Source organism: Chryseobacterium sp. T20 (genome assembly GCF_047345655.1).
Classification (GTDB): Bacteria; Bacteroidota; Bacteroidia; order Flavobacteriales; family Weeksellaceae; genus Chryseobacterium.
On the sequence record NZ_JBLFDU010000002.1, the window covers coordinates 412,341 to 429,436 of the forward strand.

General features: G+C 35.9%; 18 protein-coding genes. 15 read left to right on the plus strand and 3 right to left on the minus strand.

What is annotated here, in order from left to right; all coding sequences use genetic code 11:
• The first annotated feature begins 7 nt into the window (after positions 1–7).
• The 7 genes from ACMA47_RS07240 (at position 8) to ACMA47_RS07270 (ending at position 4,637) form a co-directional block, all read left to right on the plus strand.
• On the plus strand, positions 8–595 hold the full coding sequence (locus ACMA47_RS07240) for a hypothetical protein (protein ID WP_413929261.1): 588 nt from the start codon (positions 8–10) through the stop codon (positions 593–595).
• Between the two features lie 3 nt (positions 596–598).
• A complete protein-coding gene (locus tag ACMA47_RS07245) occupies positions 599–1,369 on the plus strand; it encodes a hypothetical protein (RefSeq protein ID WP_034695083.1) in 771 nt (256 codons plus the stop codon).
• Positions 1,370–1,437: 68 nt separating this feature from the next.
• Positions 1,438–2,220 (plus strand): hypothetical protein, encoded by a 783-nt coding sequence (locus tag ACMA47_RS07250; RefSeq protein ID WP_413929262.1) that lies wholly within the window; start codon positions 1,438–1,440, stop codon positions 2,218–2,220.
• An 86-nt stretch (positions 2,221–2,306) separates the two neighbouring features.
• Entirely contained in the window at positions 2,307–2,780 is a 474-nt protein-coding gene (locus tag ACMA47_RS07255) for a LemA family protein (RefSeq protein WP_413929263.1), read from the plus strand.
• On the plus strand, positions 2,761–3,141 hold the full coding sequence (locus tag ACMA47_RS07260) for a hypothetical protein (protein ID WP_413929264.1): 381 nt from the start codon (positions 2,761–2,763) through the stop codon (positions 3,139–3,141). Before ACMA47_RS07255 ends, ACMA47_RS07260 begins: the two co-directional genes overlap by 20 nt.
• Positions 3,142–3,157: 16 nt before the next feature.
• The gene (locus ACMA47_RS07265) at positions 3,158–3,811 is read left to right on the plus strand and encodes a hypothetical protein (RefSeq protein ID WP_413929265.1); all 654 of its coding nucleotides are present in this window, start codon (positions 3,158–3,160) and stop codon (positions 3,809–3,811) included.
• Positions 3,812–3,917: 106 nt separating this feature from the next.
• Positions 3,918–4,637, plus strand: a complete 720-nt coding sequence (locus ACMA47_RS07270; RefSeq protein WP_413929266.1) for a hypothetical protein — start codon at positions 3,918–3,920, stop codon at positions 4,635–4,637.
• Between the two features lie 186 nt (positions 4,638–4,823).
• Here ACMA47_RS07270 and ACMA47_RS07275 read toward each other — a convergent pair whose 3' ends face one another.
• The 3 genes from ACMA47_RS07275 to ACMA47_RS07285 all read right to left on the minus strand — a co-directional run bounded on the left by ACMA47_RS07275 (position 4,824) and on the right by ACMA47_RS07285 (position 7,647).
• Positions 4,824–6,614, minus strand: a complete 1,791-nt coding sequence (locus tag ACMA47_RS07275; protein WP_413929267.1) for an endonuclease — start codon at positions 6,612–6,614, stop codon at positions 4,824–4,826.
• A 321-nt stretch (positions 6,615–6,935) separates the two neighbouring features.
• A complete protein-coding gene (locus ACMA47_RS07280; protein WP_034695094.1) occupies positions 6,936–7,463 on the minus strand; it encodes a DUF4136 domain-containing protein in 528 nt (175 codons plus the stop codon).
• Between the two features lies 1 nt (position 7,464).
• Positions 7,465–7,647, minus strand: a complete 183-nt coding sequence (locus ACMA47_RS07285) for a DUF5522 domain-containing protein (protein ID WP_047434227.1) — start codon at positions 7,645–7,647, stop codon at positions 7,465–7,467.
• 40 nt (positions 7,648–7,687) lie between these two features.
• On the opposite strand from ACMA47_RS07285, the gene ACMA47_RS07290 reads away from it, so the two are divergent.
• The 8 genes from ACMA47_RS07290 (at position 7,688) to ACMA47_RS07325 (ending at position 16,884) form a co-directional block, all read left to right on the plus strand.
• A complete protein-coding gene (locus tag ACMA47_RS07290; RefSeq protein ID WP_413929268.1) occupies positions 7,688–8,014 on the plus strand; it encodes a hypothetical protein in 327 nt (108 codons plus the stop codon).
• A gap of 554 nt (positions 8,015–8,568) precedes the next feature.
• Positions 8,569–9,477 (plus strand): 1-aminocyclopropane-1-carboxylate deaminase/D-cysteine desulfhydrase, encoded by a 909-nt coding sequence (locus tag ACMA47_RS07295; RefSeq protein ID WP_413929269.1) that lies wholly within the window; start codon positions 8,569–8,571, stop codon positions 9,475–9,477.
• A 15-nt stretch (positions 9,478–9,492) separates the two neighbouring features.
• Entirely contained in the window at positions 9,493–10,551 is a 1,059-nt protein-coding gene (locus ACMA47_RS07300) for a glucosaminidase domain-containing protein (RefSeq protein ID WP_413929270.1), read from the plus strand.
• A 16-nt stretch (positions 10,552–10,567) separates the two neighbouring features.
• Positions 10,568–11,536 carry a hypothetical protein gene (locus ACMA47_RS07305; protein WP_413929271.1) on the plus strand — a complete coding sequence of 323 codons (969 nt, stop codon included), beginning with the start codon at positions 10,568–10,570 and terminating at the stop codon, positions 11,534–11,536.
• Positions 11,537–11,555: 19 nt separating this feature from the next.
• Positions 11,556–12,845 (plus strand): glutamate-1-semialdehyde 2,1-aminomutase, encoded by a 1,290-nt coding sequence (gene hemL, locus ACMA47_RS07310; protein WP_413929272.1) that lies wholly within the window; start codon positions 11,556–11,558, stop codon positions 12,843–12,845.
• Between the two features lie 306 nt (positions 12,846–13,151).
• A complete protein-coding gene (locus ACMA47_RS07315) occupies positions 13,152–14,483 on the plus strand; it encodes an amidohydrolase (protein WP_413929273.1) in 1,332 nt (443 codons plus the stop codon).
• A 237-nt stretch (positions 14,484–14,720) separates the two neighbouring features.
• A complete protein-coding gene (locus ACMA47_RS07320; RefSeq protein ID WP_413929274.1) occupies positions 14,721–15,566 on the plus strand; it encodes an AraC family transcriptional regulator in 846 nt (281 codons plus the stop codon).
• A gap of 79 nt (positions 15,567–15,645) precedes the next feature.
• Positions 15,646–16,884 carry an amidohydrolase gene (locus ACMA47_RS07325; protein WP_413929275.1) on the plus strand — a complete coding sequence of 413 codons (1,239 nt, stop codon included), beginning with the start codon at positions 15,646–15,648 and terminating at the stop codon, positions 16,882–16,884.
• Positions 16,885–17,096 lie beyond the last annotated feature (212 nt).

Consider the following 17,096-nt stretch of genomic DNA (forward strand, 5'->3'; position numbering starts at 1 on the left):
TCATACAATGAAAAATCTTATCTTATTATTTAGCTTTTTGGCTATTGTGTCCTGCAACGGACAAACCGATCTGGAATCTTTAAAATTTGATGAAAAAGTATCGGATAATATTACGAAGGGAGAAAAAGAAACAGAAGCCAATTACGGGTTATTATCATATAAACAGGCTGATATTAAAAACTATAAGCTGGGAACAGTATCATTTTCTGAATATACCGTACCCAAAGGATATGATTATTCCAACAACAACCTTGCGCTTTTTGTAAACTCTTACCAGAATAATCAATATCTTGGATTTATACTGAACCTTGCTAAAGAAGACGAAGGGAAAAAGCTGATTGATTATTTGACCAAAACCTATGGTAACCCGGAAAAAAGATCCACTGATAAAACAGGAGTTGCTTATTTCTGGGATGCATCAGCTAAAAATAAATGGATATTTTTAACCCAAACTCAGGAACTGACACAGGACAATACAAAATATACCAATACCAAACTGATTGTAGTAAAGAAAGGAACCAGAGTGGAGAATTCTTCAGATGCCGGTACTTTCTCCATCTTAGACAGTTTTACCCTTGCTTATCCTAAAAAATAAAAAATGAAACCTTATTACGAAATAGATTTTAGTGCGGTAATGTGTTCATTTCAGATCAAAATTAATGATGTGGAATTAATTTCATTGAGTATTGAGGGACAGACGAGATCAGATTTTCCCATCAATCATCTTATTCTGGAAGGAGGTAAACAAACGATTGAAGTGAAAGGACTTCCTATGGACGGACATCAGGAGCTACACGAAGATTCTTACATAAGATACAGAGTTAATCTCTATGATATGGCTTCCGGAGAATACGCTTTTGTAAAACAGTTTGATGAATATTTTACCAAAAAGCCCGATAAAAACATACCTTTTATAGGACATGCAAGTACATTTGAAGCAGACGTACCTTATAAATTGGAGGCATGGCAAAACGGAATGAACCTTAAAGACGTTAAGTTTGACGTTAAAGAAAAACTAATCAGAAAGTATAACGAAATTATAAAGCTGATTAATGGCGGCAATTACAGTTCGTTCATAGCACAATATCAAAAAAGAGAAAATAATAACGCTTTAGCCATGTATCTTAGCAAAAGCCAGGCAGAAGGCAGGATGCAGAGTATCATTTCGGATATGCAGAATGGATATAAAGCACAGAGCCTTCCGGATGATATTCAGGTAGAATATTCAGCATATGGTAAGTTGGCCGCGTTAAAATGTACAGATATGATGTCTGCATTACGTCTGGAAAATCCAGAAAGTGAGGAGGAATTAGTTCTGCCCATAACATTTTATATCCCGGAAGGGAAGGATGAATTTGAGATTATATAGCAATCTTTAAAAGAAAGAAATACTGAAACAGAATTCAGATATTTCTACCTGGTTTTAGAACAAAATAGATGGAAGTAAAAAAAGGAAAACCATACATTGCATATAGTATTTTAGGAATAATAGCTGCAGGCTTTATTTATTTTATTCTGTGGATTATTTTCAAAGATAGAATGCCACTGCACGAGTATGCTTCTGAAATTTCCAATAACTATGATAGTTACGCAGAGAAAGCGATCGTTTTTTTTCCTTTACTTTTTTTTGTTTTCATCTTTATTGTTTTGATGAAGCCTACTGCTTCAAAACGTTTTTTACGTCTGCAATCCTCACTGCCAACCTCTAAGATCCATTCTGTAGCAAAAGGACTGGCAGAAATTGAAGGAACATTAATGGTGATGAATCCCTTATTTTCACCAGTAAATAATGAAGCCTGCATCGGATATTATTATACCATTGAAGATATTGACAGAGATTCAGACGGAAAAGAAAGTTACAGAACCATTCACAGGGAAACAAAATGCAATATCTTCCGGGTTAAAGATGACACAGGAATCATAGAAGTAGAACCGGAAGGAATAGAGCTGGTTTTATTAGAAGAAACCAATGTAAGCAGCCATGGTGGTAAAAGGTACAAAGAAACTCTTTTAAAAGATGGTCAGAAGATGCTGCTGGTAGGCTATGCCGATTCTAAAAACGGAGTACCTTTCATTAGAAAGGACGATTATCATAAAATACTCGGTATTACTTCATCCTCAGGAATCACAGTCTGGAACAAATACCAACCCTTGCTGAGGTCATTTATGTTTACCTGTTCTATCATCCTTTTAATAATTATTTATATACTTACACAATAATGAATCAGACGGTCGCTATCATATTACTTATCCTGCTTGGGGTAGTTATTATAAGTTTTTTGATCAATCTGTACAACAAATTGGTCATGCTCAAATTTAACGTTGACAAAGCCTACGGAAATATTGATGTGGTGCTGAAACAGCGTGCAGATGAAATTCCCAATCTTGTCACCGTTGCCAAACACTTTATGAACTACGAAGAAAAGCTTCTTTCCCGCCTTACAGAGCTCAGAACTTTTTACAATAACAGTACTGATGCCGATAAAAGAACCGAGATTGCCAATGAAACCTCAAAAGCGCTTTCCTCATTCTTTGCGGTTTCTGAAAATTATCCTGAATTGAAATCTAATAATAATTTTCTTGAACTGCAGAAAAGAATTTCCGACCTGGAGAACAAAATAGCAGACAGAAGAGAATTTTTCAATGACAGTGTAAACCTTTATAATATCGGGATTCATGAATTTCCCAATGTGATATTGGCAAAAATGTTAGGATATAATGATAAAACGTTACTGGAAATTACAAACGAAGAAAAACAGTATGACGGGGTTCAGTTTTAATACTTTTTTCGGATTAGAAGACAAAATAGCTGCTTATCCGGAAGCCACCATTTTCGGAGCGATGTTAGTTCCCATTTTGCTGCTTATTCCGATGGCAGTAATAGGATGGATCTTTAGAAAACTGAAATTCAATATGTACATCATTCATGTATTGATGTATACTTTGCTTTTTACATTTATAGTAGGAACACTCACCATATTTATCCTTTTCTTTATTACCGATAAAAATGGAGTGAAACTGGCCTATTGCTGGCTTACGATACTTACGGGAATGTTTTTTTTCAGTTTAATTAATGCCAATACTATTACCAAAATGTTTAGTGATTGGTCTAAAATAATTAAGGAAAAACAAAATCAGTAATTTTAGAAAATATAACATGATGAAAAAAGCAAGAGTGCTGGTATTGATTTTTGTAGTATTGATCAATATCTGTTGTGGAAATAAATCATTTGACCTGTCATCCGTTTCCTTAGGGGAGGATGCAAAAAAATATGATTTTGAAAACAAAGACTTATTTCTGAAAGATGCCGCAAAAGCCGATATCATTCAATACTATGCTGATGAAAACAAAGGAATAACCTATGGAAATATACCATTAGATAATACCATGGGTACAAGGATTACAGTATACAAAGGAAAAGTAGGAGCTCTGGATACCAATGCTGCCGAAAAATATTCTTTGGAATTTGTAGAAAAAATAGTAAAAAAGAATGGAAATCCTACCGCTTCTATTACTGATAAAGCAACGGTAGATGCTAAACTGGTAAAACCTATTTTTGAAAAACTTAAAAAACTTTCTCCGGAAAAAGTGTCTTGGAATCAAAATGAGAAAAATTCCTTTACATATCCTACTTCTTTCTTCTGGGATGACGGGAAAAATTATTCCATATTAAGTATCTCTATTGAAGATGATGGGAAAATAAGAAATAAATACATTTCTGTGACGAAAGATGCCTACCGTAATAATGCAGTTTTTGGATTGAAATATCCTACACCTCCTGCTTCTCCATGGTATAAGTATATGAACTAAATACAGGGTTTAAAAATAGAAATAAACAAATAAAAAAGCATCTCCGGATACTTGAATCAATTTTTTTCTGTTCTATTATTGATAACTGCCTGCTAACACTAACATTATGAAAAGATTGAAATATATAGTAATACCAATGGTCTGTTTGGCAATTGCTTCATGCGGCCATCAGAAAAATAAAGAAACTGAGTCTTTGGTTGAAACACAGGGAAGTACTCAGACTGAGCCCTTCAATCTTGCTAAAATTGCAGTAGGACAAAATATAAATGAAATTCTAAAATCTGCGGGAGCAACAGCTAAGGATGCTGTACGTACCACTGACGTTACGCTGATCGGAAATGAAAAGCTGGCTTTTTCATCAAAAGAATTGTTACATTTCAATGGGATAGATTTAGAAGGAAAAAACAATAAAAATATCAATAAAGTCCTTCTGCATTTTGGAAAAGTAGATCAGGAAATCGGTCCGCTGGCCAATGAAAAAGAAGATGAGTTGGGGATGTATCAGCTTGATATCTATACAGAACAGGAAAAAACAGCACTTCTGGATAATCTGAATAAAACACTTCAGAAACCTAGCTTTGATACCATCCGCGAAGGTTTTGAATCTGAAGTTAAAGACAATGAGATCATTCAGACTCATAATAAATTCAGACAGGAAGTTGCCATCTGGAGAAACAGAGATATGCTCTATTACTATTGTGAAACCAAAATAGATAATAAACCGGACGAATACCGTTGTAATCTCTTCGTATTCAAAAATAAAGAATGGAAAGACCTTCTCAAAGGATCAGGATATCCGGACCTGGATAAAATCTCCTTGAACTAAAAGAATATAGCAAAGAAATTAAACCATTTGCTTGGTGAGATCAGCTTGCTGATTCCTCTTTGCCCTCTAAAATAAAACATTAGAAAAATAAAATATCTGCTCAATCAGCACAATCTGCAAGAGTTTAAAAAAAATAAATGCCGGTCCAAAAAGAACCGGCATTTTTATATCAAATCAGTATTTGAATTATTTTACAAGGAACTGCATCGTCACCTGATCCAGTTTCAAAATATAAACTCCCTGACCAAGATTTCTTGTTTTAATAGAGTTTCCATTTCTGAAAGGCTGATCAATCGTCTGAAGAGTTTTCCCCTGAAGGTTATAAATCTCAGCTTTTTTTACCTTCTGAAGATCTCCTTTTACAAAAATCTCCTGGTTGGTAATAGGGTTCGGAGAAATTTTAAAACTCTTAGAAGTAGTTTCAGCAGCTGTACTTTGAGCCATTCTTGCACTTGATCCTGAATAACATGTCCATGCAAGATCATCAATAGCCACTCTGTTACTTGTTGAATTATTAACCAGACTTACCACTACATTCCCGGAAACGTTGATATTGCTGATAGTTGTAGTTACAGCTGAAGTACTATAAGGAATAGTTCCTACGGTAGTTCCGTTTACTTTTACATCAAAAGTACCATTGGTTCCTGAGAATTTAAGTTGTGTAGTCACTGTTAAAGATCCAATACCATTCGCAGAGCTTCCGGAAGTTAAAGAACCGTTTCTTACCGTAATCGCTTTATTGTTAATAGTTTGGTCTGTTCTTGCATCCGTTGCAGTCCAGGAAATACCTCCGTTGCTCCACGTTCTGGTTGTATACGTAGAATTGGCTGCAGGAATTGTTTCAAAATTTTCATTGGCACAGTTGGTTCCTGGAGTAGTTCCTCCTGAAGTGGTAGTACCGGAAACCGTTGAACTGTTCGATGAAGAATTTCCAGCCGCATCCTTTGCTACCACATAAAAACTGTAAGTTGTAGAAGGAGTAAGTCCTGAAATTGTTGTAGAAGTTGAACTCGTAGTCGTTTGCAGACTTCCGTTCATATAAATATTATAAGCTGTTACTCCTACATTATCCGTAGAAGCATTCCAGGTAAGAGCAATACTGCTTGAAGTTGTTCCTGAAACATTCAGACCTGTTGCTGCAGTAGGTGCCTGAGTGTCACCTGAAGGCTGCTGAGAACCCCAGATAAGGTTAACATAATTCGGGTTGTCTATGAAAGGGTTTCTGTTCCCCTGGAAAGTATACGAAGCATTATTTCTTTTGATCTCAGCCTGAGAAACAGGATCCTGATTATGCCATGCCAGTAGAACATTCAGTTCCCAGGTCTGTAATCCCGGGAAAGTAGAACTTCCTAACATATTTCCTGATGAAAATGTTGAAAGCTTATTTTGATAACGTGTTACGAAATAAAAAATCATACGGGCCACATCTCCTTTAAACTCATCAATCGGCTCGAATACCGTTCCTGAATATCCTGAAGAAGCAGAAGTTCCAAGCTTGGAGCCATTCAGTGAAGTAAATGAAGCACTTCCCACCTTTCCGAAAGGATAGTTACTTCTCATTCCATTTACTTTCCCGTCTGTAGCTCTGATAAAGTGAATATCTGCAACCATTGGTGAAGCCTGATTGAAAAGACTTTGAGGAACAATATGCTCTCTGTTATAGCAATTTCCTTCAGTAGAATACGTTCCACACTGATCAGATCCAGGAGTATAGGTGTAAGGATCACTACCTGCAGGCTTTTCAGAATAAATATCAAGGATAGTCCCGTCATTTTCGTAGTCTTTATCAATATCAGTGGTTTTGTACGCTGTCCAAAGTCCACTGTACCCTCTATCCATATGTCCGTTGGTGATAATGCTGCTTAATTCAGTTTTCAGTGCTGCACCACTCAGTCCGTTGGCAGAATTGTAGTACCCTGCAGGAGCCTGAGCGTGGGCAAGTCCTGCAAATACAGAAAATAAAATGATTTTTTTCATAATTAATATTTAGTATAAAGTTTCAGCAAGAATACCACAATTTTTGTGAATAAAAAATTACAAAATTGTTAATTTTAAATGCACTGCATGCTATACATAATAAGTAATAAGTAATGAGTAATGTTGTAATTAAATATCTGTATCTGTATTCAATTCAATTCAATAGAGGTGGGCTATAATCCAGAGCGTAGACGAAGGAACCCCATTCATTAAATACATCGGAATCCATATGGCTTTAGCCAAAACTTAAAACTTAATAATTTTACCCATAAAAAAAGCCAGCACACAATGTACCGGCTTATATAATGGATGACTTAAATCTTATTTTCTTTGTGGCGGATAATTTTTCATAATCTCAGCCATAATCTCTGGAATCTGTCTCTGTTTCGCTTTTGGAGAATCTACAGAAATTCCGCTTCCGATACCCTGCCAAACCAATTTGTTGCTTCTTGCATCAATAAGGTCAACAATCAGAGCGCCTTCGTTATAGTTCGTTGTCCATGTTCTGTTCATGCCAACACCCCATCCGAATGGTCCGCCCCATCCCCACATTCCGTAAGGAGAAGAGGAATTGATATCAGTGATTTTTTTATGATTTGCTTTTACGTTGATAATCAGATCAGGGTTTTCTCCGGACTGAAGTCCTTTGCTCTGAAGCTGTCTTGACAGTTCATTCAGCACTCTGTCTTTATCAATATCATTCAGTTTCAGATCATCAATTCTTATTTTATACGTTTTATAAGAATTGAAATTGGCGGTTTCAGCATAATCTGAACGTACCTGAAAAGGGCTACAAGAAGTTAAGCCTAAAGTAGCAGATGCCAACAAAATAAAAATATATTTTTTCATTTTATTTATTTTTTTTATCACTTTTAATGAATGTATCAGTCTTTTTATCGTACCCGTAAGGACAGTGTCTGCAGCCGCTTTTACAGCAATATCCTCTTTTCAGATGGAATTTTTCTGTAAAAACCTTGTACCCCTGTTCATTATAGTAGAAGTCTTCACCTTCTTTGATGTCATAATGGGCCATAAGTTAAATGCTAGTCAAAAAACTTTTTATATTTGTTACTATGATAATTGTATGCCAAAAGCCTTTAAAAAAATTAAAAATTAATGGCATTGCTCTTTTTCCCTTTATCTTCATTAGGAAACCCGAAGATAAGGAAAATAATGTATTGATCAATCACGAAAAAATCCATTTGCGGCAACAACTGGAAATGCTCATCATTTTCTTCTATATTTTCTATGTTATTGAATACTATTACTGGTTTTTTAAACTCAGAGACGGCTACCTTGCCTACAGAAGAATTTCCTTTGAAAGAGAAGCTTACGCTAATGAAAGGAATATGAATTATCTCAAAAAAAGAAAATTCTGGAACTTCAGGAAATATCTTTGAAATTATAAATTATAAATTATAAATTATGAATGATGAGTTGCGTGTTTTCGGGATTCGAGCTTCGTGTTTTGAGGTTTGAGTTTTGGGAACTTGGTTTTGGAATTTATATTTTATACTTTAATTTCAATATTCTCTGTAGTCAACATTTAATATTCAGTAGGAGTGGGCTTTAGACCGCTTATCAAATAAATCAATATTCATTCGGTTTTAACCAAAATATATTAAATAATCCGCATCACAAAAAAATAAAAAATAATCTGTGTCAATCTGTGCGATCTGTGGTAGAAAAGTATTTCATGTGTGTTTAATCAAAACTTATATTAAATAATCCACATCACAAAAAAATAAAAAATAATCTGTGTCAATCTGTGCGATCTGTGGTAGAAAAGTATTTCATCTGTATTTAACCAAAATATATTAAATAATCCGCATCACAAAAAATCAAAATAATTATCTGTGAAAATCTGCGTTATCTGCGGGAAAAAAGAAAACCCTCACAACATTAAATCTTTTGTTACTTTTGCAAAGAATAAACCCTGATTCGTAAAACTGAAATGCTATTAAAACTTCCCACAGAACCTGTTTCCATTCAGGAAATTCCAATTCATAAAAACATAAAGCTTTTCATTAAAAGGGAAGATCAGATTCATCCGTTAATTTCAGGGAATAAATACTGGAAACTCTTTCACAATGTTAATCATTATCTGGAAAGAAATCCTGATAATCCTTATATCATCACTTTTGGAGGTGCTTTTTCCAATCATATTGCAGCGGTTGCGGCAGTAGGTAATATGGCAGGGATTCCAACACTGGGAATTATCAGAGGAGAAGAACTTGCACATAAATGGCGGGATAACCCAACTTTACTTTTTGCCAAAAGAAATGGGATGAACCTGAAATTTGTCACCCGCGAAGAATACCGTCACAAAGAAAAACTTACAGAATTCCTTCAGCAGGAGTTTCCTGAGGCATTGATAGTTCCTGAAGGAGGTACTAATGAAGAGGCTGTGGAAGGGGTAAAAATGATGCTCAACGAACAAACAAAAGATTTTGACTATCTTTGCACCGCAGTTGGAACCGGAGGTACGATTGCAGGAATTTCAAAATTTTGTGAAGAGAATCAGAAAGTTATAGGATTTAAAGCCGTTGACGATGCTTCTCTGGAAAATAAAATTTTTGAATTAACTTTGAGACAGAATTTTAATCTAATAGATTCATGTTTTGGAGGTTATGGTAAAATAAATGATGGAAACGTCCGTTTTATCAATGATTTCAAGGAGAGATACGGTATTCCTTTGGAACCGATTTATACAGGGAAAATGATGGAGAAGGTTTTTGAACTGATAGAAGAAGATTATTTTCCTGAAAACAGTAAGATTTTGTGCTTTCACACTGGTGGATTACAGGGAATTGAAGGAGCTAATCTACTGTTGGAAAAACAGAATAGAAATTTAATTATATAAGTAAAATTGAAAAACATGAAAAGACTTTTTCTATCCATAAGCCTTTTAGTTTTATCAAAATTTTCAGCCCAGGCTTGGGCCACCGAAGATCAGTATATTCAAAAGTTTGCTAAATATGCCGTAGAAGAAATGGAAAAATATAAAATTCCTGCTTCTATTACCCTTGCTCAGGGATTGCTTGAAACCGGAGGCGGGCAGAGCAGACTGGCACAGGAAGGTAAAAACCACTTCGGTATAAAATGTAAAGAAGACTGGACCGGTAGAACAATGAAACATACCGATGATGCACCTAACGAATGCTTCCGTGTGTACGACGATCCAAGACAGTCTTATGAAGACCATTCTATATTTTTATCCACAAGAAAATATTACGCCAACCTTTTCAAATTGGATATGAGGGATTACAGAGCGTGGGCAACCGGTTTAAAAAAGGCAGGTTATGCTACCAATCCACGTTATGCTTCCATTCTGATCACCAAAATTGAAAAGTACAAGCTATACGAATACGACAATACCAATTCTAATGAAGTATTGTATGCTGTTCTTAAAATGTACCCGGATCTGAAAGACGACAGAACTTTCATGGCACAGCTGGAGCCTTCAAAAGCAACCAGAAAAGTAAAAGAACCGGTTACCGTTGAAGTTCCTTACAAACAGACTTCTTACGCACAACAGCAAAAAAGAGTAGAGAGAATCAAAACGAAAGCTGAAATTCTTAATTCTATTCTGATCAAAAGTCACCCGAATGACGGACTGAAATATATTATCATTCCTGAAGATACTGATGTGAAATTCATTGCCAACAAATTCAAAGTGAGCGAAAGCAGACTCATGAAATGGAATGAACTGGAAAATGAGTCTTTAAAGAAAAATGATATCGTTTTCCTTGAATCAAAAAACTCTACAGGAAACACAGCAACCTATAAAGCGGTGTCTGGAGAAGATATGCATGATATCGCACAAAAATTCGGAATCAAGTTAAATAAATTATATGCTAAAAACAGAATGGATGAAGGGCAACAACCTTCAGCAGGACAGCTGATTTATTTAATAGACAAAAAACCACGAAACTAATAACGATTCCAAAGCCATGAGAATATTAAATGTGAAATCTAAATATCTGTCGATATTTCTGATATTCATGTCGTGTACAATATTTTCACAGGATCAAAATTATATTCCTTACAGAAAAGGAAATTTGTGGGGATTGTGTGATGCTAATAAATTTATAGCTGTACAGCCGCAATATAGTAGTGTAAGCAGATATGATGAATCTATAGGAGGATTTCATGCAGAACAAAATGGACGATTTGGAATCATAGATCGAAATGCTGTTATCATCATGCCATTTATTTCCAATACACCTATATCTGTAGAAAGAGATAAATATCTGGTTTTTGATGGATGGGATTATTATTACTATTCCATCAAGACAAAAATGCGTCTTGACAAATATATTAAGCAAGCAAGTTATCCTGTAAGAGACAGTGGCTGGGAAAATTATAGTCCGCTTAACAGAAATAATGCAAAATTGACATTAAGCAGGGATGATCTTGATGACGACGATCTGGATATGCTGGAAACATATGATAATGATGATTATCAATTGAATTACAAAGCTGATTTTTTGGAGATCATGAACGGAAATACCTATGTTGGGATGTATGTTCCCAAACTTAAAAAAGTATTTCTCAATACACAGGATATAGCATACGTTGGATGGCAGTTTTATAAAGATAAACCTTATATTTTGACAACCAATGTTTCAGGTTTTTTGGGGTTAGCAGATGAAAATTTGAGAGAGGTCTATCCTATACAATATGATACAATCAATCTGATAGATGACAGCCATTTAGTTGTTCTTTCAGAACCTGATCCGAATAACAGAAATAATGTGATTTTTAAGACAATTCTTCCCAATAATAAAGTTTTATACGGAAAATTTGAGCCAGCTATGATCGTTTTGAAAAATGGCAATCCTTTTCAGATATATTACATGATAATTAATGGGCAGAAAAATTATGCGGGAGAAGATGGAACCCTTTACTTTGAGGGTTAAATAATAAAATAAAAGAAAAATGAAGTATCAGAGAAGTTCGGCTTTATTTGATGAAGCCTACAAATACATTCCGGGAGGCGTAAACTCTCCGGTAAGAGCATTCAAATCCGTAGGAGGAGTGCCCGTTTTTATGAAATCGGCAAAAGGTGCATACCTTACCGATGCAGATGACAATACTTATATCGATTATATTAACTCATGGGGGCCAGCCATTTTAGGACATACACATCCTGAAGTATTGGAAGAACTGAAAATACAGGCAGAGAAAGGATTCTCTTTCGGAGCTCCTACAGAACTGGAAACAGAAATTGCAAAATTCATCATTGAAAATGTCCCGAATATTGACCAGATCAGAATGGTATCTTCAGGAACAGAAGCATGTATGAGCGCCATCAGACTGGCAAGAGGATATACAGGAAGAGATAAGATTGTAAAATTTGAAGGCTGCTATCATGGGCATTCAGATTCATTTCTGATCAAAGCAGGAAGTGGTGCTGCAACCTTTGGAAACCCAAATTCTCCGGGAGTAACAGCGGGTACGGCTAAGGATACTTTATTAGCACGTTACAATGATTTCGAACAGGTTGAGGATTTATTCCGTCACAATCAGGGAGAGATTGCTGCAGTGATTATAGAACCGGTTGCAGGGAATATGGGCTGTGTATTGCCAGAAAATGATTTCTTAAAAAAACTGAGAAAAATCTGTGATGAAAACGGAGCTTTATTAATCTTTGATGAAGTAATGACCGGTTTCAGATTAGCTTTCGGAGGAGCGCAGGAACTTTTCAATGTAAAAGCAGACCTGGTAACTTATGGAAAAGTAATCGGAGGTGGTCTTCCGGTAGGAGCTTTCGCTGGTAGAAATGAAATCATGGATCATCTTGCACCAAAAGGCGGTGTTTACCAGGCGGGAACATTAAGTGGAAATCCTTTAGCAATGAGAGCGGGATTAAAGACCCTTCAACTTATTAAAAATGATCCTGAATTTTTCAACAGGTTGGAGAAAACAACAGAAACATTGGATTTTGAAATCGGAAAAATTCTGAATGAAAAAGGAATCGCTCACAGAATCAACAGAAAAGGTTCTATGATGTCGGTATTCTTCCATATCAGCAGTGTTTCCAACTTTGATGAGGCTCAGGAAGCTAACCATTCATTGTTTAATAATTTCTTCCATCAAATGTTGCAGAATGGAGTATATCTTCCGCCAAGTGGTTATGAAACTTACTTCATCAGTGATGCGATCAAGGATAAAGAAATTGATATGACACTGGAAGCAGTAAGAAAATTTGAATATTCAAATAAATAAAAATAAATGAAACCGGATTTTTAAATCCGGTTTTTTTATGCAAAAAAAATGGATTTCAATAGTTGGGATCATAAAATGTTCAACGCAGTATTTGTCACTCCGCAGGAGTCTCAGCAGCATAAAAACAACATAATATTGATTCCTACGGAATGACAAGCGTTGTGGGGGGCTCTTTTTGTTGTAGAAAGATAAACTGAGGATTTTCGCAAGGAATTACGACAAAGCATAAATCATACAGATTTTGTAATAAACCATACACTTCGTTCAGGGTTACTTCTTTTTAATTTTGTCTTAAATAGATTGGAAATGAAGACCTCAGACAATAACATCTCCCGTAAAGATTTTATCCGAAACTCAGCCTTGGCTGTAGCGGGACTCACTTTAATACCCAATATCATGACTGCATCACCTTTCGATGAGAAAAATCTTTCAGTAAAAGGAAAAATGAGCCTTAAAAACGTTCGTCTGGAAACAGGATTTGAATACCAGGATGGGGAAGTGTCTTCTACCAAAACGGATCTCTTTTATGTTGAAGTTGAAAACGGAAAAATTATAAAGATTTCACCCAATCAACCGAATGCTAAAGCGGTAGATGCAAAAGGTCTATTGATGCTTCCTGCATTTAAAGATATGCACATTCACCTTGATAAAACGTTCTATGGAGATCAATGGCAGGCCGTGAGAAAAAGAACCGGAGGGGTAAAAGGAATGATAGAACTGGAGCAGAAAATGCTTCCTGAGATGCTGAAGAATTCAACTTTCAAAGCCGAAAAACTGATTGAGTTATTACAGTCTAAGGGAACTTCCTATGCAAGAAGTCACGTGAATATTGAACCGACTTCAAAACTTCAGTCTTTAAAAAATCTTCAGAAAGCGTTAGAAAATAAAAAGAAAGGCTTTGGAGCTGAGCTGGTAGCCTTTCCACAGCATGGTGTTTTCTATACTGATTCCGTACCTTATCTGAAAGAAGCGGCGAAGATGGATATTGATTTTATTGGTGGAGTAGATCCGTTCAACATTGATGGAGATATCGAAAAAGTGGTAGATTTCACTGTTCAGCTTGCTTTAGATAATAAAAAAGGAATAGATATTCACTTACACGAAACCGGAGACTCGGGATTGAAAACGATAGAATATCTGATTAAAAAAGTGAATGAAAACCCTGCTCTGAAAGGGAAGACCTATTTAAGCCACTGTTTTGTTCTAGGAAAATTAGAAGCGGCGAAACAGGAAGAAATTGCTGAAAAATTAGGTGAAGCACAGATCGGAATTGTCTCTACAATCCCTTTCGGAAGGCTGATTATGCCTATTCCAACACTTTACAAACATAACGTAACTGTCCTTACCGGGAATGACAGCATTGTAGACCATTGGAATACTTTCGGGACAGGAAGTGTACTTCAAAAAGCCAATTTAATGGCACAATTGTATGGATATTCAACAGAGTTTTTATTGTCAAGAAGTTTAAAACTGGCAACAGGAAATATTCTTCCGTTAGATGATAAAGGTGCTCAGCAATGGCCGAAATCCGGAGATAAAGCAGACTTTGTTCTGATTAATGCAAGCTGTTCCGCAGAAGCAGTATCGAGAATTTCAGATGTGGAATCCTTAGTACATGATGGAAACGTTGTTTTTTAATTTAAAATAAAAAAGGATTAAATAAATTAATATATAATCTAGTTGTGTTTTTTCGACCACAAAGGGTATGAAAGCTTTATGGAGAAAGCCTGCGAATCTGTTAAGATTTTCAGAGACCATCACTGAATGAAGATGAAAACTGATGAGAGAGTGATGCAGATAAAGCTTTTGTTCCTTTTGTGGTTGTTTTAGTTTTTTCTCATAAATTTTAGTAATTTTAGGAGAAAATCAGGCAGAGTGGCTTACCATACAGATCATTTTCCTATTTTGGGAATTCAGGAATTTAGTGATAATCAGCTGAAAGGCTGTAATCTGCTGTTTAATGAACTTTCTGGAGCGCGCTCCATTGATGATCCTCACAAACATGATTTTTTTATCATTAATCTTTTTGAGAAGGGAGTAGGTTCGCATACCATAGACTTTACAGAATATCAGGTTAAAGACCATCAGATTCATCTTGTTTTTCCCGATCAGGTACACCAATGGATAATTGAAAAAGAAACAATCGGGTATCAGCTGATGATCAGCAGAGATTGGTTTGAAAGTTTTCTGCCGTCATTACGGTTTTCTGCCTCGTATTACCAGAATCATCCGGTGATTAATCTTTCCAAAGAAATTTTTGAAAATTTTCTGCATGAATTTCAGGCCATCCAGAAAGAACTGAACGGAGAAAAAATATTTTGGGAATTGATCCAAAAAAGAAGTGAATTGATTGGCTTGCTGGTGAGTCAATCTGTGGAAGGTGCTTTCAAGGATTTTGAAATCTATAATTCAAATCCTATTATTTCAAAGTTTCTGCATCTTATTGATGAACATTTCAAAACAGAAAGATCCGTTTCTTTTTACGCGGATAAACTGAATATTTCGGCCAATTATCTGAATATTGTCTGCAAGAAAAACCTCAATGCTTCAGCTTCATCCCTTATTCAGGACCGTATTTTACTGGAAGCCAAAAGACTGTTGAAAGTTTCCGAAATGTCTGTAAAAGACATTGTCTATGATCTCGGGTTCTATGATCATGCCAGCTTTTCCAAATTCTTTAAAGCCCAAACAGGAATGACACCTTCCCAGTTTAAAGAATAATCTGTACAAAACAAGACATAATTGATACACCGGTTTTACCTTGAACACGGGTTAATTTTGTATTGTTAAAATTTAAATCATGCAATTTCCCTATCAATTAACTGCAAAAGGAAGCTATTCCCTTAAAAATGTCCGCCTGGAAACTGGCTTTGAATACGAAAATGAAGAGGTAATCGGAACAAAAACAGACCTTTTCAGTATTGAAATTGAAGACGGAAAAATAAAAACAGTAAAAGCCAATGATCCTGCTTCCAAAGCGATAGATGCTAAAGGATATCTGATGCTTCCTGCTTTCAGAGATATGCATATCCATTTGGATAAAACATTATACGGACTTCCATGGCAGGCACTTTCTTCGAAAAGAAGAACCGTGATGGATATGATTGCCTATGAACAGGAAATCATCCCTGAATTGCTGAAGACTTCCGTAAGCAGAGCAGAACAGCTGATTAGTCTGCAACAGCATTACGGAACTCATTTTGCGAGAACCCATTTTAATATTGATCCTACTTCTGGATTGAAATCCCTGGAACATCTTGAGCAGGCTCTTGAAAATAAAAGAGACTCTTTCAAAGCCGAGTTGGTTGCTTTTCCCCAACATGGAGTGTATTATACGGAATCGGCTCCACTAATGAAAGAAGCAGCCCGACTGAAAAGTGTAGCATTCATTGGTGGATTGGATCCATTGAGTATTGATGGAAGTATTGAGAAAGTAATGGATTTTACGGTTCAGCTGGCTTTGGATCACAATAAAGGAATTGATATTCATCTGCACGAAGCAGGAGAGTCGGGAATGAAAACCATCAATTATCTGATTGATAAAGCGATGGAAAACCCTGCGCTTCAGGGAAAAACGTTTGTAAGCCATGCATTTGCTTTAGCCCATCTTTCACCTAAAGAAACAGAGCAGATTGCAGAAAGACTGGCTGCCGGAAAAGTGGGAATTGCTTCTTCTGTGCCTTTTAAAGGAAAAATAATGCCCATTCCAACACTGAAAAAATATGGGGTTAATGTATTGATCGGAAATGATAATGTGCAGGATTACTGGAGTACTTTCGGATCCGGAAATATGCTGCAGAAAGCGAATCTTATTGCAGAGCTGTATGGTTATGCTACGGAATATGCCTTATCAAGAGCCTTGCAGTTTGCTACTCAAAGCACTCTTCCTCTGGATGAAAAAGGAAAGCAGCAATGGCCTAAGGTTGGTGATGAAGCTGCCATTATTCTGACAGACGCTTCATGTTCTGCAGAAGCAGTTTCCAGAATGTCTGAAATAAAAGCCCTGATGAATGACGGGAATTTATTTTGGAGAAATTAATGTGAAGTATATATATTTTTATACACTTGTTTTTTGTAACTGCCATCGGGAATTTCCTGGTGGCTTTTTTTGAATGGGGTGCGGGTTTCGGGTTTCGGGTTTTTGAGATTCGTGATTCGAGTTTTGAGGATTTGGGTTGTGAACTTCGAACTTTTTATATTCAATAGGAACGGGTTTTAGCCCATTTAAATGTAATAGAATAAACTCCTCTG